We start from the raw sequence: 19253 nt of genomic DNA, 5'->3' as shown, positions 1-19253 counted from the left end.
ATCAGGGCGTGACCGGTAGTCCCGCCGCCTTCCAGGCCTGGAAGCCGCCGACCAGGTCCGTCGCCCGGTGCAGGCCCAGCTGGTGCAGGGAGACAGCGGCCAGGCTGGAGGCGTACCCCTCGTTGCAGATCACGATGACCCGGAGGTCGTGGTCGGTGGCTTCGGGAGCCTTGTGGCTGCCCTGGGGGTCCAGTCGCCACTCCAGCTCGTTGCGCTCTATGACGAGGGCGCCGGGGATCACCCCGTCCCGCTCGCGCAGCGCCGCGTACCGGATGTCCACCAGCAGGGCGTCTCCGGTGCGCGCCGCCTCGTACGCCTCGTGCGCTGCCACGCGCTGGTAGCCGGCCCGCGCCTGCTCCAGCAACTCGTCGATTCCCAGGGGGTGTTGTCCGGCGGCGCTCACTGCCAGTCCTCCGGGCGCTCGACCTGCTCCAGCCGCAGCACCGGTCCGCTGCGGCTGTAGCGGCGGATCCGCGGCAGCGGCGGGTAGTAGGCGTGGACGGAGACGGCATGGTGCTCGGCGGACTCGTTGAGTACCTCGTGGACATGGTCGCGGCCGAAGGAGCGGCCCTTCCCGGCGGGCAGCCGGCGTTCCCGGTCGACGTCCTCGGAGAGCTCCAGGGTCTTCCAGCCGTCGGTGGGCAGCCGGGTGGCGAGCGAGTTCTCCCGCAGTTCGCCGGCGGCGGTGAGGAAGGCGCCGACCGATTCGGCGTGGTCGTGCCAGCCGGTGCCGGACCCGGGCGGCCAGCCGATCAGCCAGGCCTCGCTGCCGCCGGGACCGTCGAGCCGTACCCAAGTGCGGCCCTCCGGGTCGAGCGGGAGCGAGGAGATCAGCTCGGTGTCGGCGGCCGTCCGCCGGACGAAGTCGAGGAGGTCCGCCTGGGTGGGGGCGGCGCCGGGCACGGAGGCGGACGGGGAAACGGGGGAGGACGGGGTGGAGAGAGAGGCAGACACGTGCACCGTTCCTGATGAAGATTCGCCGAAGGGGGGCGCGGACGGCGCCCCGGAGAAGGAAGGAGAAAAAGCGAATTCAGCAGGACGGAAGACACACGCAGCCCGCATAGCGGACCAGGTCGACATGGACCTTCCGCCACAGGCGCACAGTGGTGTCGTTCACGTTGCGGAGTACACCACGCCGGTGGGGGCGGGTCAACTCACTGTCAGCATGTGGACCGCGCGGTCACCGCGCACCGGATCCGGCCTGTGCCTCCGCCTCCGCTTCCGTCTTCTCCGGGTCCTTGCCGCCCAGCGTGGCCTCGGCGGCCGCGTACAGATCGGCCGGCCGGACCCCGTTGAGGGCGGTGACCAGATGGCCGTCGGGGCGCACGAGCAGCACGGAGTGCGCCGGTGCGCCCGGGTAGGCCTCCGCGACCAGCAGCTCGGCGGGGTGTGGCAGCGCGGCCACGGCCGCGGCGAGCCGGGGCATGATCCCGGCGGAGACCCAGTGCTTGCGGTCCCACACCCCCGTACCGGGCGCGATGAGGACGACGAGCAGTGCGCCGCGGCCGAGCCGTGAGCGCAGCTGCACGAAGGTGCCGTCCTCCGCGGTGACCAGGACGTCGCTGACCGGCGCTCCCAACGGGGTGTCGACCGGGATCTCGTGCTCCAGGTGCCGAGGGGCGAGCGGCGAGTCGGCGTACGCCCCCGGCGCGCCGAGCGGGCCGTGCCCCAGGTGACCATCGGTGAGGAGCGCGTCGTGCCCCCTGGCCGTGCCCGGCACCATCCCGCGCAGCCCGCCGCCGCCGCGCAGCAGCGGCAGCACCTGGTCGGCGGCGCGCAGCCGGGCGGCGACCGCCGCCCGCCGCTCGCTCTGGTAGCTGTCCAGCAGGGCCTCATGCGGGCCGTGGTGCCAGGCCGGGGCCAGCTTCCAGGCGAGGTTGTCCACGTCCCGCAGGCCCTCCTCCAGCCCGTGCGTGCCGAACGCCCCGAGGAGATGCGCCGCGTCCCCGGCGACGAACACCCGGCCCACCCGCCACCGCCTGGCGAGACGGTGGTGGACGGTGTGCACTCCCGTGTCGAGCAGGTCGTACGGCGGGGTGGTGCCGTCCGCCCAGCCCGCCAGGGTCTCGCGGATCCGGTTCACCAGCAGCTCGGGGGTGACCAGGTCCTTGCCGGGCGGCAGCAGCCAGTCCAGGCGCCAGGCGCCGTCCGGGAGGGGGCGGGCGGTCACCTCCGCGGCCGAGGGCCCGGACATCCGCCACGGCGGGGTCCGGTGGAGCAACGCCTGGCCGGGCCACGGAAGTTCCGTGCGCAGCGCGGCGACCGCATGCCGCTCCACCGCCGTACGGCCCGGGAAGCGGATGTCCAGGAGTTTGCGCACGGTCGAACGGGGTCCGTCGCAGCCCACCAGGTAACTGCCGCGCCACCAGGTGCCCTTGGGGCCACGGGTGTGCGCGGTGACACCGGACCGCTCCTGCTCCACGCCGTCCAGCCTGCTGTCCGTGGCGACCTTGACCAGCGGCTGATCGGCGATCGCGGCGCGCAGCGCGTGGGTGAGCGTGTGCTGGGCGATGTGCAGCGGAGACGGTTCGCCGGCCGCGTCGTCGAAGACGACCTCGCGCATCACCTGCTTGCGGCGCATCGAGCGCCAGCCGGTCCAGCGGGTGCCCAGCTCGTCCAGCGGGGCGCCGGACAGCCGCGTCAGCAGGGCGGAGGTGTCCTCGCGCAGCACCACCGTGCGGGCCGGCCGCGGTTCGTCCTTGCCCGGACCCTCGTCCAGGACGACGGACGGCACCTCCTGACGGGCCAGCGCCAGGGCGAGCGTGAGCCCGACGGGCCCCGCTCCTACGATGATCACCGGGTCCACGGCGCGGCGCCCCCTGCCCGTACGCAAGTCCCGACGGAGACGGATGAACAGGTTGTTGGAGCAGGGTGCACGATCACAGAACGTATGCAACAGACTGGGCGCCAGCCGGTCAAGCGGCGCACCCGGGGACACGTCAGCATGGTGGGCGCGCGGGCCCGCCGACGGCCCGGAGAACGACGGAGGCAGCGATCATATGATCGCTGCCTCCGTCGTTCTCCGGGCCGGGCCGACCGCGTGTCAGGCGTTGGCTCCGCCCGCGCCCGTGGCGTAGGTGCCGCTGATCTCCGCGGCGTTCAGGTCGACGACCTCCTCGGCACCCAGGACCGCGCCCGTGCCGCGCTTGCTGCGCCGCAGCCGGCGCTCCAGCCAGGAGGCGAAGGTGGTGAGGGCCAGGTTCAGCAGGATGAAGATGATCGCCACGACGATGAAACTGGGGATCACGTTGGCGTAGTTGGCGGCCAGCGTGCCGCGGGCGTTGAGCAGGTCGGTGAACTGGAGCATCACACCGCCCAGCGCGGTGTCCTTCACGATCACCACGAGCTGGCTGACGATGGCCGGCAGCATCACGGTGACCGCCTGCGGCAGCAGGATGCCGGTCATGGTCTGCCCCTTGCGCAGACCGACCGCGTAGGCCGCCTCCGTCTGCCCCCTGGGCAGCGCCAGGACGCCGGCCCGTACGACCTCGGCGAGCACCGAGGCGTTGTAGAGCACCAGGCCGGTGATGACCGCGTACAGCGGCCGTTCGTCGCTGCTCACGTCGGTGGAGCGGACGTAGAACTCCATGGCGAACAGCATCAGCAGCAGGACCGGGATAGCGCGGAAGAACTCCACGACGGCGCCGGCCGGGATGCGTATCCACGCGTGGTCGGACATCCGGGCTATGCCGAAGACCGCGCCCAGCGGCAGGGCGATGACCATGGCGAGCGCCGCGGCCTTGAGGGTGTTCCCGAGCCCCGGCAGCAGATACGTGGTCCACGCCTCGGAGGTGGTGAACGGCTGCCAGAGGTCCCATTTCAACTGGCCCTTGTCGTCCATCTTCTGCCAGACCCACCAGAGCAGGAGGCCGAGCAGCAGCACGAAGACGACGGAGAGCAGGACGTTGCGCCGCTTGGCGCGGGGCCCGGGGGCGTCGTACAGGACCGAGCTCATCGCTTCACCGCCAGGCGCTTGGCGAGCCAGCCGAGGAACAGGCCGGTCGGGAGGGTCAGGACCACGAAGCCGAAGGCGAAGACCGCGCCGATGGCCACCGTCTGGGCCTCGTTCTCGATCATCGTCTTCATCAGGGCGGCGGCCTCGGCGACGCTGATGGCGGCCGCCACGGTGGTGTTCTTGGTCAGGGCGATCAGGACGTTGGCCAGCGGGCCGATCACCGCGCGGAAGGCCTGCGGCAGCACGATCAGCCGCAGGGTCTGCGAGAAGTTCAGGCCGATCGCGCGTGCCGCCTCGGCCTGCCCGACGGGCACCGTGTTGATGCCGGAGCGGATCGCCTCGCAGACGAAGGCCGCGGTGTAGGCGATGAGACCGAGCACGGCCAGCCGGAAGCCCTGGACCGCGAAGTCTTCGGCGCCCAGGGTGACGCCGAAGATGTCGGCGAGGCCGAGCGAGGTGAAGATGATGATGACCGTCAGGGGGATGTTCCGGACGATGTTGACGTAGGCCGTGCCGAACCCGCGCATCAGCGGGACCGGGCTGACCCGCATCGCGGCCAGCAGGGTGCCCCAGACCAGGGAGCCCACGGCGGAGAAGACGGTCAGTTTCACCGTCGTCCAGAACGCCCCTAGGACGTCGTAGCCTTGAAGAAAGTCGAACACGATTTCCCGCGCTTCCGGGTGTGTGGCGTAGGTGGAGGGCATGGCGCGCCGCCGCCAGGGGAAGCGGCGGCGGCGGCGCGCCCGAGGAACCGTGCGACCTGCCGGATCCCTGCGTCGGCGAAGTTCCGCGGGGCGCGCGGAACCGCGCCTTACTTGACGATCACGCCGATCTTCGGGGCGGGCTCGTTCTTGTACTCGGCCGGGCCGAAGTTGGCGTCGACCGCCTTCTGCCACGAGCCGTCGCCGACCATCTTCTCCAGCGCCTTGTTGATCTTGTCGAGGGTGGCGGAGTCGCCCTTCTTGACGCCGACGCCGTAGTTCTCGTTGCTCAGCTTCAGGCCCGCGAGCTTGAACTGGCCCTTGTACTTGTCCTGCGCGGCGAAGCCCGCGAGGATCGAGTCGTCCGTGGTCACGGCGTCGACGGACCCGCTCTGGAGGCCGGCGATGCACTCCGAGTAGGTGCTGACCTCCTTGAGGTTGGCCTTCGGCGCGATCGTGTCGTGGAGGTTCTGCGCCGAGGTCGAACCGGTCACGGAACAGAGCTTCTTGCCGTTGAGGTCCGTGCCCTTGGCGATCGTCGAGTCCTTCTTGACCAGCAGGTCCTGGTGGGCCAGCAGGTACGGGCCGGCGAAGTCCACCTTCTGCTTGCGCTCGTCGGTGATCGAGTAGGTGGCCGCGATGAACTTCACGTCACCGCGCGCGAGGGCGTTCTCCCGGTCGGCGCTCTTGGTCTGCACGAACTCGATCTGGTCCGGCTTGTAACCGAGCTGTCCGGCGACGTACGTGGCCACGTCCACGTCGAAGCCCGAGAAGGAGCCGTCCGGCTCCTGGAGGCCGAGGCCGGGCTGGTCGTACTTGATGCCGATCTTGATCTTGCCGCCGCCGGAACCCTTGCTGTCGTCGTCCTTGTCGCTGCCGCCGCACGCCGTGGCGGACAGGGCGAGCGCGAGCACGGCGGCCGAGACGGCGGTGACCTTGCGGAGCTGCATGATGAACATCCCTCGTTCGGTGAAGACGACTGTGAAAAGGAAGCGGGTCCCGCGGCGGCTCAGTGGTGCAGGATCTTCGACAGGAAGTCCTTGGCCCGGTCGCTGCGCGGGTTGCTGAAGAACTGGTCGGGCGTGGCCTCTTCGACGATCCGGCCGTCCGCCATGAAGACCACCCGGTTCGCGGCCGAGCGCGCGAAGCCCATCTCGTGGGTGACGACGATCATGGTCATGCCGTCCTGGGCCAGCTGCTGCATGACCTCCAGGACCTCGTTGATCATCTCGGGGTCCAGGGCCGAGGTCGGCTCGTCGAAGAGCATGACCTTCGGGTCCATCGCCAGCGCCCGCGCGATCGCCACGCGCTGCTGCTGGCCACCGGAGAGCTGTGCGGGGTACTTGTCGGCCTGGGTGCCCACGCCGACCCGGTCGAGCAGGGTGCGGGCCTTCTCCTCGGCCTGTTTCTTGTCCGTCCTGCGGACCTTCACCTGACCGAGCATCACGTTCTCGAGCACCGTCTTGTGCGCGAAGAGATTGAAGGACTGGAAGACCATGCCGACGTCGGCGCGCAGCCGGGCCAGCTCCTTGCCCTCCTGGGGCAGCGGCCTGCCGTCGATCGTGATCGTGCCGGAGTCGATGGTCTCCAGGCGGTTGACGGTGCGGCAGAGGGTCGACTTACCGGACCCGGAGGGCCCGATGACCACGACGACCTCGCCGCGGGCGATCGTCAGGTCGATGTCCTGGAGCACGTGCAACGCGCCGAAGTGCTTGTTGACGCTCTTCAGGACGACCAGTTCGCCGGTCGCGGCCACGTCTTCCTTGGCCACCGATACTTCGGTCATCGCTATCGGGCTCCGTCCTCCTCGGTTTCGGAGGAATGTAGTGAGCCCGGATGACCAGCGTCATTACATCTGAGGGAGATCTGAGCATCACGATCCGATAGCATTCGGGCACATGTCGTAGTGGTCGTGGCCTGTGCGCGTATCGGCCGGGTAACGGAACCCGCGCGCCGCCGAATCCCACTTGACGCCGTCGTCGTCCATCAGCGTGACTGCCATCGTGCACGCGTGCGTGCGCGCGATTTCCACCGGGCGCGGGTTCCGCGCGGGCAAGTCGAGAACGAACCAGGACGAAACGAACGTTGAACCGGAGGGGGCCGGGATGAGACTGCTGCTCGTCGAGGACGACAACCACGTCGCCGCCGCACTCTCCGCGGTCCTGGCCCGGCACGGGTTCTCCGTCACCCACGCCCGCAGCGGCGAGGAGGCCCTCCAGGCGCTCGTCCCGGAGGGCGACTGCTACGACGTCGTCCTGCTCGACCTCGGACTGCCCGACCAGGACGGATACGAGGTCTGCGGAAAGATCCGCAAGCGCACCAGCACCCCGGTCATCATGGTCACCGCCCGTGCCGACGTCCGCTCCCGCATCCACGGCCTCAACCTGGGCGCGGACGACTACGTGGTGAAGCCGTACGACACCGGGGAACTGCTCGCCCGGATCCACGCCGTCAGCCGGCGCACCCACCACGAGGACGGTCCGGCCGACGGCGACGACGCGCTCCGGCTCGGCCCCGTCCACATCGAACTGCCCACCCGCCAGGTCATCGTGGACGGCAAGGCCGTCCAGCTCACCCGCAAGGAGTTCGACCTACTGGCGCTGCTCGCCCAGCGGCCCGGTGTGGTCTTCCGCCGGGAACAGATCATCAGCGAGGTCTGGCGCACCAGCTGGGAGGGGACCGGGCGCACCCTGGAGGTGCATGTCGCCTCCCTGCGCGCGAAGCTGCGCATGCCCGCGCTCATCGAGACGGTACGCGGCGTGGGCTACCGGCTCGTCACCCCGGCCGGGTAGCGGGCCCGGGTGCGCACACGTCTGCTCCCGCTGCTCATCGTGCTGATGGCGGCCGTCCTGCTCGCGCTCGGCGTCCCCCTCGCCGTCAGCGTGGCCGCCGCCCAGCAGCAGAAGGTCGTCGTGGACCGGATCGACGACACCGCGCGGTTCGCGGCCCTCGCCCAGTTCGTCGACGGCACCACCGTCGTCTCGCGGCCCATGCGCACGGACGACCGGCAGGAGACCCTGCACCGCGAACTCATCAGCTACTACGAGGTGTACGGCATCCGCGCGGGCGTCTTCTACCGCAACGCGTCCTCCATGGCCAACGCGCCCGACGACTGGGTGCTGCCGAAGACGGGCGAGGTGCGCGCCGCCTACGACGAGGCACTGCTCAGCCGGCGCAGCCACGACCCGCAGCAGGTCTGGCCCTGGCAGCGCAACCGGCTCGTGGTGGCCTCGCCGGTGATCCGCGACGGCGATGTCGTCGCCGTGGTGGTCACCGACTCGCCCACCGGGCCGATGCGGTCACGGACCCTGCGCGGCTGGCTGCTGATCGGCGCCGGCGAGAGCGCCGCGATGCTGCTCGCCGTCGGTGCGGCGCTGCGGCTGACCGGGTGGGTGCTGCGGCCCGTACGGGTGCTCGACGCCACCACCCACGCGATCGCCAGCGGTCGGCTCAAGTCCCGGGTCGCGGCGGCCGGCGGTCCGCCGGAACTCAGGCGGCTGGCCCGGGCGTTCAACGAGATGGCGGACAACGTCGAGGACGTGCTGGAGCAGCAGCGCGCGTTCGTCGCCGACGCCTCCCATCAGCTGCGCAACCCCCTGGCGGCGCTGCTGCTGCGCATCGAACTGCTCGCCCTCGAACTCCCCGAGGGCAACGAGGAGATCGCCTCGGTCCGCACCGAGGGCAAGCGGCTCGCCCACGTGCTCGACGACCTGCTCGACCTGGCCCTGGCCGAACACGCCGAGGCGGACCTGATGCTGACGGACATCGGGCGGCTGGCGGCGGAGCGGGTCGCGGCGTGGGCACCGGCCGCGACGGCGAAAGGGGTCCGGCTGAGCGGGGAGTGCCCGGCGACCACCGGGTGGGCCGACCCGATCACGCTGTCCAGTGCGCTGGACGCGGTGATCGACAACGCGGTGAAGTTCACGCCCGAGGGGGGTTCGGTGGAGGTGGGCGTCGCGGCCGACGGCGATGTGTCGACGGTCGTGGTCACCGACACCGGTCCGGGGCTGACGGACGAGGAACTCGCACGCGTGGGGGACCGGTTCTGGCGGAGCGGACGGCATCAGAACGTGAAGGGGTCGGGCCTGGGGCTGTCGATCACGCGGGCGCTGCTGGCGGCGGGCGGGGGCTCGTTGGCGTACGAGCACCATGAACCGCGGGGGCTGCGGGTGACCGTTTCGGTGCCGCGGAGCAGGTGAGGACCCTCCTCAGGGTTTCACCGAGCGGTAGTACCGCCGTGCGCCCTCCTGGAGCGGCAACGGGTCCGTGTAGATGGCGGTGCGCAGGTCCACCAGCTGGGCCGAGTGGACGTGGGCGCCGATGTCGTCCCGGCTCTTGATGACCGTACGGGTCACCCACTCGGTGAGACGCGGATCCATGTCCTTGCGGGTCATCAGGAGGTTGGAGACCGCGATCGTCGGCACCGTCGTGCCCTGCTGCACCGACGAATAAGCCGACTCGGGCATGTTCGTCGCCCGGTAGTAGAGCGCCGCCCGGCCCTCGGAGTGCAGCTTGCTGACGAGGCTGCCGTCTATCGGCACGAACCTGAAGCTGAACTTCTCCGCGAGGTCCAGCAGACCCTTCGTGGGCAGTCCGCCCGACCAGAAGAACGCATCGATCTTGCCCTGCCGCAGCCGGTCGGGTCCGGTGTCGATGCCGTCGGCCAGCGGGGTGACGTCCTTCGCGGGGTCGATCCCCGCGGCCCTGAGCACCCGGTTGGCGATCAGCCTCACACCCGAGTCGGGCAGTCCTATCGCCACCCGCTTGTGCCGCAGTTGCGCGACGCTGGTGATGCCGGAGTCGCGTGCCACGACGAGCTGGACGTAGTCGTCGTAGAGCCGTGCCACCCCGCGCATCCGGCCGGCGCCCCGGCCTTTGTTCAGGTTGTACGTCTCCACCGCGTCGGCGGCCGCTATGGTGAAGTCCGCCTGGCCGGTCGCCACCCGCTGGACGTTCTCGTACGACCCCGCGCTCTGGATCAGCTTCACCTTCAGGCCCGGCATGTCCCGGCCCAGCTCGGTGCGCAGCCGTTTGCCGTACTCCTGGTAGACCCCGCGCAGCGTTCCCGTGCTGAAGGTGATCGTGCCGCTCGGCGGCTTCTCGCCTAGCGGCAGCAGCCACCACAGCAGCAGGCCGAACGCGACGGCGGCGGCCGCCGAGCCCCGCAGGGCGCGACGCCGGCCGACCCGGGGAAACACCTTTGACATGCGCGCGATCCTGCCAGCCGGTCCCGTTCCTGACCAGGGCCGGGCGCTCGGCGGACCGGGAGTGTCAGTGGCGGCCGCTACAGTCGTTCGCATGACCAGCTCCTCACCCGCCCCCCTCGTCCGAGAGTTCCACCGCGCCTTCGGCCTGGACACCCGCACCACGCCGGCGGAGGTCTCCCCCGAGCTGGCCGCGCACCGGGGGGAGCTGCTCGCCGAGGAAGCCGCGGAGGTCGCCGAGGTGGCCGTCGCCGGGCCCCTCGACCGGCTCGCGCACGAACTGGCGGACGTGGTCTACGTGGCGTACGGGACCGCTCTGGTGCACGGCATCGACCTCGACGCGGTGATCGCCGAGATCCACCGGTCCAACATGAGCAAGCTGGGGCCCGACGGACAGGTCGCCCGCCGGGCCGACGGCAAGGTGCTGAAGGGTGAGCACTACCGGGCTCCGGACGTCTCGGCCGAGCTGCGCCGCCAGGGCTGGATACCGGGCGGCGAGGCCTGACCCAGGGCTCAGAGCGTGCCGCCCGCCAGCTTCCACTCGCGGTGCAGGGCGCCCAGGGGGATGCTCCGCTGCAGCACCGGCGTACCGAAGACCGACAGCTGGAGGCGCAGCGTGCCGGAGAGGTCGACACCGCCGTACAGGCTCCAGGCGCCCTGGGTGTCCGCACCCGGGGTCACGGACGCGTCGGTGACCGTGCCGGAAGCCTCGCCGCGCAGATAGGGGGCCAGGTCGGCGGTGACGCCCACGGTCCCGTAGAGGCCGACCGAGGCTTCGGCGCCCAGGGCGGTCCTGACGCTGCCGGCGGTGGTCATCGAGGTGCGCACCGGCGTGCTCGTCATGTCGGAGCTGCTCACCGGCGTCCAGCCCTGGGCCGCGCCGAAGGTGCCGCCCGCCCTGAAGTCGCCCTTGACGCTCTGCTCCACGTCGACGGTGATCCTGCCGTCGCCGGAGATCTGGAGGTAGCAGGTCAGGTCGAGGTTGACCACGACGGGGACCGGGCCGACCTGGAGGACGGGGTCGGCGTGCAGTTCGGCGAAGGGGACACGCAGCGGGGTGGCCGTGGCCGCCGCGGCCCGGCCCCGGACCGCCCAGCCGGAGTTCCATTCGCCGGAGACACCGAGGTAGGCGGAGCCCGGCGCACTGCCGGTGCCCGCGCCGCCGTAGGCGAAGTGGACCTGCGGAGCGACCTGGACGAAGCCGGACACCGTGGCCGAGGCGGAGGCCGGAGCACCCGCGGCGGTCGGGATGTCGGCGTCGACGTCCAGCCGGAGGCTGCCGAGCGGCACGGTGGCGCCCTTCGGGCCGACGCGCACGTCACCGGACTTGGCCCAGGACACCTTGACGTCGGGGAGCAGTGCGTCCACGTCGAAGGCGTCCGGGGCGACCGGCACGGTGCCCTTCGCGGTGTCGTCGCCGAGCAGGGCGTCGAGCGTGGCGGGCTCGGTCTGCACCTCGGTGCCCCCGGCGGTCTCGCCGATCACCCGGGTGACCTTGGCGAGCAGTCCGTCCGGAGCGCCGGGCGCGGGGGCGCTGGCGATCACGTCACCGACGGCGGCCTGCCCGGCCGCGGCCGACGCCGAGGGCGCGGGTGACGCCGAGGTGCCGGGGGACGCGGTCGGGGCCGCCGGCTTGCCCTTGGCGACCTTGGATATGACGGCTCGTCGGGTCCTGCCGTCGTAGGAGCTGACGGTGAGCGTGGTGCGGTGCGCCGGGCGGCCCGATCCCGGCGAACCGGTGGCCGCGGTCGGGGTCGCGGCGGGCGCGGCGGCGACGGCAAGCGCCTTGCCGTCCGTGCGGGCGGCGGCAGTGGTGTCGTCGGAGATCCGCGCGGTGTCCTGGGAGCGGTCGGCGGCGGGACTCTGGTGCTGGGGTGCGGAGCAGCCCACGGTGAGAAGGAGGGCGGTCACGGCGAAGGCGGGCAGGAGGGCATGCCCGGGCCTCGTGCGTCTGCGCAAGGTCGGTCCTGAGGGTGGGGGGTGAGGAAGAGACACCAACGGTTGTTACCGACAGGTAGAACCGGGCGGTAACTCGATGTGGCCCCGAGCATGCCACGGCCGCCGACACCTGGGCTCCACAATCCGGCCACAGCCCAACGTGACCTGAACCACGACGACTTCAGGCCGCCGTGGCCACTTCAGGGGCAGGGCCTAGGCGCCGGCCTGGCCGAGGCGCAGGTTCCAGCGGCCGGGGCCGCCCGTGACCTCCGTCGCCGCCAGTGGCGGGACGTCCACGCGCCAGAACGCCGCCTCCGGAGCTCCGAGCGCGTGCAGCACCACGGCCCGTACCACCTCCGGCTCCACCACCGCGATCGTCCGGCCGGTGGTGCGGCCCGCCGTCTCCAGCCACCCGGTCACCCGCGCGCAGAACTCCCGTACCGTTTCGCCTCCGTGCGGCGCGGCCCCCGGGTCGGACAGCCAGCGGACCAGTGCCTCGGGCTCGGCGGCGCCGACCTCTCCCAGGGTCCGGCCCCGCCAGCGGCCCGCGTCCAGGCCCGACAGCGCGGGCTCCGCCACGGCGTCCAGCCCCAGTGCGGCGGCCGTCTCACGGCAGCGCACGCTGGGTGAGCTGACGGGCCGCCCGGCGGGCAGGGACAACGCCACGGACTCCGGGTTCTCGATGGAGTCACCGTCGTCGAAGCGGGCCCGCCGCATCGAGGGGGTGATCGCCGGGGCTACGAGGACGACTCGGCAGGTCACGGGGCGATTCCTCCTGGACGTCCATCGAGAACGGGTGCCGGACGGGCACGACAGTACGCCGTGCGGCGGCGCCGTTGTCAGTGGCGGCTGACAGGCTGGGCGTCGTGGACACTCAACGTCGTGAACTGGCGGCACGCTTCGTCGAACTGCATCGGGAGGGCTGCTTCCTGCTCCCCAACGCCTGGGACGCGGGAAGTGCCCGCGTCCTGGAGTCGGCCGGTTTCCCGGCCGTGGCCACCACCAGCGCGGGGATTGCCTTCTCGCTGGGCCGCCCGGACCATGACTACGTCGACCCGTCGTCGGCCGGGGACCGGGTCGGCCGTACGGCCATGATCGGCCGGATCGGTCAGATCGCCGCCGAGGTACGGGTCCCGGTGAGCGCGGACCTGGAGGACGGGTTCGGCGAGGCGCCCGAGACCGTGGCCGAGACCATCTCCATGACCCTCACGGCCGGAGCCGCCGGCGGCAACGTCGAGGACTTCACCGGCGACCGCTCCCGCCCGCTCTACGACCCGGAACTGTCGGCGGACCGCATCCGCGCCGCCCGGGAGGCCGTCGACACGACCGGTGAGCCGTTCGTCCTGGTCGGCCGCACCGACGTGCTGCTCACCGGAGGAAAGCTCGACGCGGCCGTCCAGCGGGCCAACGCCTACCTGGCGGCCGGCGCGGACTGCGCCTTCGTGCCGGGCGCGGCGGACGCGGAGACGATCGGCACCCTGGTGCGCGAGATCGATGGCCCGCTGAACGTGGTGATGGGCCTGACCGGCAATGCCCTCTCGCTGGCCGACCTGCGCGACCTCGGGGTGCGGCGGGTCACGGTGGGCGGCAGCATCGCCCGGGCGATGTACGCGCAGCTGCTCGGCGCGGCGAAGGAGCTGGCGGACCGGGGCACCTTCTCCTATGCCGAGCACCAGATCACACAGACGGATTTGAACGAACTCTTCCGGCGGACGCCCGAGTCGGACCAGCCCCGGCCCGCCACGGGCTGACCCGCCCCGGGCGTCCGCCGGGTAGGTGTCCGGGCGGCTCAGCCGGCGTCGCGCCGCCGGCGCCGGCGCCGGTACGCGCCGACCGGGAACACCCGGATCTCGCTGACCGCGGGGAACGGCGCGAGGCCGGGCCGAAGCCGCGCGAACGCGGTACGGCAGGGCCGGTGACGGCCGGAACACGGGACCGGTCCGCGCCCTTATGGGGGCCATCGGATCAGCCGATGGCCGGGCCGGAAGCCACGGGGCTCCCGGGCGCTTGAGAACTTCCGTCACCTCACGGACGAGGCGACGGGGCGACCGGGTCGCCCCGCACTGCACATCTGAGGACATCTCATGGGATCTGTTGATCTGACCGGACGCGTGGCCCTGCTGACCGGTGCCACCAGCGGTATCGGCGCCGCGACCGCCGCCCTGCTCGCCGAACGGGGCGCCCACGTGCTGGTCGCGGGACGGGACGCGGTGCGCGGTGACCAGGTGGTCACGGCCGTACGGGAACGCGGTGGCAAGGCCGACTTCCTGGCGGCCGAGCTGCGGGACGCCGACTCGGTACGGCAGCTGGCCGGGCGGGCCGTCGAACTGGGCGGCGGCCGGGTGGACATCCTCGTCAACAGCGCGGGCATCTTCCCGTTCGGTTCGACGGCCGACACCCCGGCCTCCGATGTGGACGCGGTCTACGACCTGAACGTGAAGGCGCCGTTCTACCTGGTCGCCGAGTTGGCACCGGGCATGGCCGAGCGCGGGCAGGGCGCGATCGTCAATGTCAGCACGATGGTCGCCGAGTACGGCGTCGCGGGCATGGCGCTGTACGGGTCGAGCAAGGCGGCGGTCAACCTGCTGACCAAGGCATGGGCCGCCGAGTTCGGCCCGCGAGGCGTGCGGGTGAACGCCGTGGAGCCCGGCCCGACCCGTACCGAGGGCACGGCCGCCATGGGCGACGCCCTCGACGCCCTGGCAGCACAGGCGCCCGCCGGCCGGCCCGGCGAACCGGGGGAGATCGCCGAGGCGATCGCCTACCTGGCGAGCGACGCGGCCGGCTTCGTACAGGGCGCGATCCTGCCGGTCGACGGCGGCCGCACGGCCGTCTGACATCCGGGAGCGGACGCGTCCCACGTCGGTGCCGGCGCCGCGTGATTCACTCCCGTACCGCCCGGTCCAGGGCCGTGATGAAGCGGCCCAGGTCGCGGCGGCGGGAGTCGGACGGCCACACCGCCCAGGTGCGGCGCACCAAGGGGTGGCCGATCAGCGGTGACCAGGTCACCCGACCGGGCAACGGCTGCGGCCAGCCCGGCGGAGCCAGTGCAAAGGCCTGTCCGGAGGCGACGGCGGCCAGCTTCACGTCGGCGATCAGCGCCTGACCGTCGGGCGCCTCCGGACCGAGATCGAGACCGTGCCCGCGCAGGATCGCGGTCAGCTCGTCGAACCAGGCGGGGCTTCCCGCCCGCGGGAACCCGACCCAGCGCAGTGTGCCGAGCGCGTCGAGCGGGATGCCGTCGGGCCCGGCCAGCTCGGCGGCCTGGTCGGCGGCGATCAGTACGCCGAGCTTCTCCCGTACGACGAGCAGCGCGTCGAACTCCGGCCCCGACGGCCGCTCGCGGAGGAAGCCGACATCGAGCTCACCGGCGCGCAGCGCGGTCAGCTGTTCGGCCGAGGACAGGTGCCGAGCCTGTACCCGCGTCTCCGGATGCGCCTCGGCGAGTTCGGCGAGCGCCGCGTCGAGCAGCCCGGACGGCAGCTCAAGAGGGATGCCGATGCGTAGCGCTCCGCCGCCCGGACCCGCGTATTCAGCCATCACGCGCAGCGCCCGATCGTGTTGGGCGAGCACCGCTCGTGCCTCGCCGGCCAGCGCCGTTCCCGCCTCCGTGGCCCGCACCCCGGCGTGTCCGCGTACCAGCAGCCGCACACCCAGCTGCCGTTCCAGCCCGCTGATCGTCTGGGACAGGGCGGGCTGACTCAGATGCAGCCGCCGGGCGGCGGCGGACAGCCCGCCCTCCTCCACCACCGCCACGAACGCCCGCAGCTCCCGCAACTCCATGCCGCCATGCCATCACGCCCGCCGACGAGAGTCACGCGCCGGACAGAGGGCCGGGCAGGCGGCGTCGGTGCGGTGCCGGGGCCCCGGAGCCGGCAGCCGACGGGCCCCGCCGGGTCGGGTGTGACCCGGCGGGGCCCGTCGGGCGGTGGGGATGTGGGGGATATGGGGTCCGAGGGACATGGGTTCGACACCCGTGCCGCCGGATCTGCTACCAGCCGACGGCGACCACCAGCCACTGCGGGTCGGCGTGGGAGATGAAGGAGGACTGGCCCGACACGTCGTCGTAGGGGAAGCCGTAGGCGAGGTGGTTGATGGCGTTGTCGTGCCAGAACCTGGCGTAGTAGTTCGCCGGGGCCGCCGTGTAGAACCTGGCCGGGTCGGACTGCTGGGAGGCCGGCAGGGTGGCGACATGGCGGTTGAGGGCGGCGCACATGTTCGGGTTTCCCGCCAGGGAGGCCGCGCAGCCGAAGATGTCGGAGGTGGCCGCGGTCACGCCCACCGACTGGGCGTAGGAGGTGAAGTAGTTCGCGTTGGCACCGCCCGCGCGGAAGCTCGGGTCGCTGCCGGGGGCGATGATCCGGTACGGCGCCTGGGCCTGGGCCAGTACGTCGAACTGGGAGGGCACCGCGTCGGTGAACCGCTGGAACGTGGCGGCGCGGTCCTCGGCGAAGGTCTGCCGGTTCTCGCCGACCTCGACGTCGTAGCCGTCCTTGCTGTGCAGACGCATGGCCAGCTTCAGGCCGAAGGCGTCGACCCGGGTGGTGTTGCCGTTGAAGACGTTGTTGCCGACCGTGAACTCGATGAAGTCGTAGTACGCACTGGTGGGTGAGCCGAGGTAGAAGTACATGCGGCCGGCGGAGTTGGCCGGCATGTCGAGGTAGGGCTGCTCGGCGATGGAGTGCGTCTGGCCGTTGAAGCTCCAGTACACCTGGCTGTCGGGGTACGTGCCGTTGGTGCGGTTGAGGATCTTCACCTCGACGGCGTTGTGCGCCGCCGGGATGTCGGCGGTGCTGCCCCAGAAGTCGTCCGGAGGGGTGGTGGACCCGGGGCCGTAGACCTGGAACTCCCACAGGGAGTAGCCGTACGGGGTGGCCCGCGCGGTGCCGTAGAGGCGGACGTAACGTCCGCTGCCGGTGATCGTCAGGTTCTGGGTGCCGCCTGTGGCGGTGCTGGTGGAGTGGACGGTGGTCCAGGTGGCGGCGTCGGTGGAGGTCTGGATCTGGAAGGCGGTCGCGTAGGCGGCCTCCCAGGTCAGGGTGACCCGGCTGAGCTGCTGGACGGACCCGAGGTCGACCTGGAGCCACTGCGGGTCGGAGAAGGCCGACGACCAGCGGGTGCCGGTGTTGCCGTCGACCGCCGCACTCGCGGGGAAGGACGCGTTCTCGGTCGAGGAGGCGGTCGCCGGTCTGCCCTGGGACAGCAACTGGTCCGCGGCGTGCGCGGGGGACGGCGCGAGGACCGCGAAGAAGGCGGCGATCAGGACGACGGCCAGGCCGAGAGCCGCGCGGGGGCGTACGGCGCCGGCCGGTGGTCTGCGGGTGGGGGCGCCTGCGGAACTCTGCATGCGATGTCTCCTCAAGCCGTTTCGGCGTGTGTGGGGATGGAGCAACAGCAGTCATGAGAGCGCTCCCTCGGGTTGTAGACCCACCGATGTCCGCCGTCAACAACTGAAGCCGAAATCAACGCAGTTTCCACCGCGTCGACCTCTCGGCGCTGATCCGGGAGCTGGTGTGGCGCAGCACGCGCGCCCAGCCTTCAGTTCCCGACCGTTCGGACGGCTCCGGATCTCCTGCTTCTACAACCCTTGACATGACCGGTATGGACCTTCGCCCGCCGTCCCGCGGGCGCCCGAGGAGATCACGAGAGGGCCGTGGCCGTGTCGCCCGGGTCCGGCCGGAACCGGCCGGTGCGCGGGATCCCGCGCCGACACGCACCGCGGGCACCGCGTGCGGCGCCCCGGAGCGACCGCGGGCCGATGCCGTGCGCGGCACGAGCGACGGTGCCGGGGTGGGGCACTGAGAGGACCGCCTACCCTTTAGGCATGACCAGCAACAGCGACCGGAGCCCGGCAGTGGACCCTCGTTCATCCAAAACCTACGAAATCCGCACCTACGGGTGCCAGATGAACGTCCACGACTCCGAGCGATTGTCCGGGCTGCTGGAGGGCGCGGGGTACGTGCGCGCGCCCGAGGGGGCGGACGGCGATGCCGACGTCGTCGTCTTCAACACCTGCGCCGTCCGGGAGAACGCCGACAACCGGCTCTACGGCAACCTCGGCCGCCTCGCCCCGATGAAGACGAAGCGCCCCGGCATGCAGATCGCGGTCGGCGGCTGCCTCGCCCAGAAGGACCGCGACACCATCGTGAAGAGGGCCCCCTGGGTCGACGTCGTCTTCGGTACGCACAACATCGGCAAACTGCCGGTCCTCCTGGAGCGCGCCCGGGTGCAGGAGGAGGCGCAGGTCGAGATCGCCGAGTCGCTGGAGGCCTTCCCCTCCACGCTGCCGACCCGGCGCGAGAGCGCGTACGCGGCCTGGGTGTCGGTCTCCGTGGGCTGCAACAACACCTGCACCTTCTGCATCGTCCCGGCCCTGCGCGGCAAGGAGAAGGACCGGCGCACCGGCGACATCCTGGCCGAGATCGAGGCGCTGGTCGGCGAGGGCGTCTCCGAGATCACCCTGCTCGGCCAGAACGTCAACGCGTACGGCTCCGACATCGGCGACCGCGAGGCCTTCAGCAAGCTGCTGCGCGCCTGCGGGGGCATCGAGGGCCTGGAGCGGGTGCGCTTCACCTCCCCGCACCCCCGTGACTTCACCGACGACGTGATCGCCGCCATGGCCGAGACGCCGAACGTGATGCCGCAGCTGCACATGCCGCTGCAGTCCGGTTCGGACACCGTGCTCAAGGCGATGCGCCGCTCCTACCGGCAGGACCGGTACCTCGGGATAATCGAGAAGGTCCGGGCAGCCATCCCGCACGCCGCGATCACCACGGACATCATCGTGGGCTTCCCCGGCGAGACCGAGGAGGACTTCGAGCAGACCATGCACGTGGTCCGCGAGGCCCGCTTCACCCAGGCCTTCACCTTCCAGTACTCCAAGCGGCCCGGCACCCCGGCCGCCACCATGGAGAACCAGATCCCCAAGGAGGTCGTCCAGGCGCGCTACGAGCGTCTCGTCGCCCTCCAGGAGGAGATCTCCTGGGACGAGAACAAGAAGCAGGTCGGCCGCACCCTGGAGCTGATGGTCGCCGAGGGCGAGGGCCGCAAGGACGGCGCCACCCACCGTCTGTCCGGCCGCGCCCCCGACAACCGCCTCGTCCACTTCACCAAGCCCGACCAGGAGGTCCGGCCCGGCGACGTCGTCACGGTCGAGATCACCTACGCGGCCCCGCACCACCTCCTCGCCGAGGGCGCCGTCCTGGACGTGCGCCGCACCCGCGCGGGCGACGCCTGGGAGAAGCGCAACGCCGCCGAGGCGGCCAAGCCCGCGGGCGTACTGCTCGGGCTGCCCAAGATCGGCGTACCCGAGCCGCTGCCGGTGGCCGCGGGGAGCGGCTGCGGCTGCGACTGACCGACGGGAGCGCGCCCGACGTGCAGGTCCTCGCCATGACCGGTGTGCGTGGCGCGCAGATCGGGGGCTGACCCCGGGCGGCCGTCGCCCGCTACCCTGCC

General features: G+C 71.6%; 20 protein-coding genes. 6 read left to right on the top strand and 14 right to left on the bottom strand.

What is annotated here, in order from left to right:
* Nucleotide 1: 1 nt before the first annotated feature.
* From ACFXI4_RS21465 to ACFXI4_RS21425, 9 genes are all read right to left on the bottom strand, one after another.
* On the bottom strand, nucleotides 2-403 hold the full coding sequence (locus tag ACFXI4_RS21465; protein ID WP_384993179.1) for a rhodanese-like domain-containing protein: 402 nt from the start codon (nucleotides 401-403) through the stop codon (nucleotides 2-4).
* The gene (locus tag ACFXI4_RS21460) at nucleotides 400-954 is read right to left on the bottom strand and encodes a cysteine dioxygenase (RefSeq protein WP_384993177.1); all 555 of its coding nucleotides are present in this window, start codon (nucleotides 952-954) and stop codon (nucleotides 400-402) included. Before ACFXI4_RS21460 ends, ACFXI4_RS21465 begins: the two co-directional genes overlap by 4 nt.
* 76 nt (nucleotides 955-1030) lie before the next feature.
* Nucleotides 1031-1102 (bottom strand): putative leader peptide, encoded by a 72-nt coding sequence (locus ACFXI4_RS21455; protein ID WP_311737274.1) that lies wholly within the window; start codon nucleotides 1100-1102, stop codon nucleotides 1031-1033.
* Between the two features lie 78 nt (nucleotides 1103-1180).
* Entirely contained in the window at nucleotides 1181-2806 is a 1626-nt protein-coding gene (locus ACFXI4_RS21450) for an FAD-dependent monooxygenase (protein ID WP_384993174.1), read from the bottom strand.
* A gap of 237 nt (nucleotides 2807-3043) precedes the next feature.
* The gene (locus ACFXI4_RS21445; RefSeq protein WP_362721500.1) at nucleotides 3044-3955 is read right to left on the bottom strand and encodes an amino acid ABC transporter permease; all 912 of its coding nucleotides are present in this window, start codon (nucleotides 3953-3955) and stop codon (nucleotides 3044-3046) included.
* A complete protein-coding gene (locus tag ACFXI4_RS21440; RefSeq protein WP_362721520.1) occupies nucleotides 3952-4617 on the bottom strand; it encodes an amino acid ABC transporter permease in 666 nt (221 codons plus the stop codon). Before ACFXI4_RS21440 ends, ACFXI4_RS21445 begins: the two co-directional genes overlap by 4 nt.
* Before the next feature lie 149 nt (nucleotides 4618-4766).
* Entirely contained in the window at nucleotides 4767-5606 is an 840-nt protein-coding gene (locus tag ACFXI4_RS21435; RefSeq protein ID WP_362721503.1) for a glutamate ABC transporter substrate-binding protein, read from the bottom strand.
* 59 nt (nucleotides 5607-5665) lie between these two features.
* Nucleotides 5666-6442 carry an amino acid ABC transporter ATP-binding protein gene (locus ACFXI4_RS21430; RefSeq protein WP_384993170.1) on the bottom strand — a complete coding sequence of 259 codons (777 nt, stop codon included), beginning with the start codon at nucleotides 6440-6442 and terminating at the stop codon, nucleotides 5666-5668.
* 87 nt (nucleotides 6443-6529) lie between these two features.
* Complete coding sequence (locus ACFXI4_RS21425; RefSeq protein WP_384993167.1) at nucleotides 6530-6658, bottom strand: hypothetical protein; 129 nt, start codon at nucleotides 6656-6658, stop codon at nucleotides 6530-6532.
* A gap of 103 nt (nucleotides 6659-6761) precedes the next feature.
* On the opposite strand from ACFXI4_RS21425, the gene ACFXI4_RS21420 reads away from it, so the two are divergent.
* Together ACFXI4_RS21420 and ACFXI4_RS21415 are read left to right on the top strand one after the other, a co-directional pair.
* Nucleotides 6762-7448, top strand: a complete 687-nt coding sequence (locus ACFXI4_RS21420; protein ID WP_362721509.1) for a response regulator transcription factor — start codon at nucleotides 6762-6764, stop codon at nucleotides 7446-7448.
* 9 nt (nucleotides 7449-7457) lie between these two features.
* Nucleotides 7458-8855, top strand: a complete 1398-nt coding sequence (locus ACFXI4_RS21415; protein WP_384993163.1) for an ATP-binding protein — start codon at nucleotides 7458-7460, stop codon at nucleotides 8853-8855.
* Between the two features lie 9 nt (nucleotides 8856-8864).
* On the opposite strand, the gene ACFXI4_RS21410 is transcribed toward ACFXI4_RS21415, so the two are convergent.
* Complete coding sequence (locus ACFXI4_RS21410; RefSeq protein ID WP_384993160.1) at nucleotides 8865-9863, bottom strand: TAXI family TRAP transporter solute-binding subunit; 999 nt, start codon at nucleotides 9861-9863, stop codon at nucleotides 8865-8867.
* A gap of 91 nt (nucleotides 9864-9954) precedes the next feature.
* On the opposite strand from ACFXI4_RS21410, the gene ACFXI4_RS21405 reads away from it, so the two are divergent.
* On the top strand, nucleotides 9955-10365 hold the full coding sequence (locus ACFXI4_RS21405) for a MazG nucleotide pyrophosphohydrolase domain-containing protein (protein WP_384993157.1): 411 nt from the start codon (nucleotides 9955-9957) through the stop codon (nucleotides 10363-10365).
* A gap of 8 nt (nucleotides 10366-10373) precedes the next feature.
* Here the strand turns inward: ACFXI4_RS21405 and ACFXI4_RS21400 are convergent, their stop codons facing one another.
* Entirely contained in the window at nucleotides 10374-11819 is a 1446-nt protein-coding gene (locus tag ACFXI4_RS21400; RefSeq protein WP_384993154.1) for a hypothetical protein, read from the bottom strand.
* A gap of 192 nt (nucleotides 11820-12011) precedes the next feature.
* Entirely contained in the window at nucleotides 12012-12560 is a 549-nt protein-coding gene (locus ACFXI4_RS21395) for a histidine phosphatase family protein (protein WP_384993151.1), read from the bottom strand.
* Between the two features lie 104 nt (nucleotides 12561-12664).
* Between ACFXI4_RS21395 and ACFXI4_RS21390 the strand changes: the two genes are divergently transcribed.
* Nucleotides 12665-13549: an isocitrate lyase/phosphoenolpyruvate mutase family protein gene (locus tag ACFXI4_RS21390; protein ID WP_384993148.1), complete on the top strand. Its 885-nt coding sequence runs from the start codon at nucleotides 12665-12667 to the stop codon at nucleotides 13547-13549.
* Between the two features lie 333 nt (nucleotides 13550-13882).
* Complete coding sequence (locus tag ACFXI4_RS21385) at nucleotides 13883-14635, top strand: SDR family oxidoreductase (RefSeq protein ID WP_362729510.1); 753 nt, start codon at nucleotides 13883-13885, stop codon at nucleotides 14633-14635.
* A 46-nt stretch (nucleotides 14636-14681) separates the two neighbouring features.
* Here the strand turns inward: ACFXI4_RS21385 and ACFXI4_RS21380 are convergent, their stop codons facing one another.
* Both ACFXI4_RS21380 and ACFXI4_RS21375 read right to left on the bottom strand, forming a co-directional pair.
* Entirely contained in the window at nucleotides 14682-15581 is a 900-nt protein-coding gene (locus ACFXI4_RS21380) for a LysR family transcriptional regulator (protein ID WP_384993145.1), read from the bottom strand.
* Nucleotides 15582-15789: 208 nt separating this feature from the next.
* Nucleotides 15790-17145, bottom strand: a complete 1356-nt coding sequence (locus ACFXI4_RS21375; protein WP_384993142.1) for a beta-1,3-glucanase family protein — start codon at nucleotides 17143-17145, stop codon at nucleotides 15790-15792.
* Nucleotides 17146-17622: 477 nt separating this feature from the next.
* Between ACFXI4_RS21375 and miaB the strand changes: the two genes are divergently transcribed.
* Entirely contained in the window at nucleotides 17623-19152 is a 1530-nt protein-coding gene (gene miaB / locus ACFXI4_RS21370) for a tRNA (N6-isopentenyl adenosine(37)-C2)-methylthiotransferase MiaB (protein ID WP_384993140.1), read from the top strand.
* Nucleotides 19153-19253 lie beyond the last annotated feature (101 nt).

It is taken from the genome of Streptomyces sp. NPDC059224 (assembly GCF_042754285.1).
Classification (GTDB): domain Bacteria; phylum Actinomycetota; class Actinomycetes; order Streptomycetales; family Streptomycetaceae; genus Streptomyces.
Note: the sequence above shows the minus strand (reverse complement) of the source record. Positions and strands in the feature narration are given on the sequence as shown.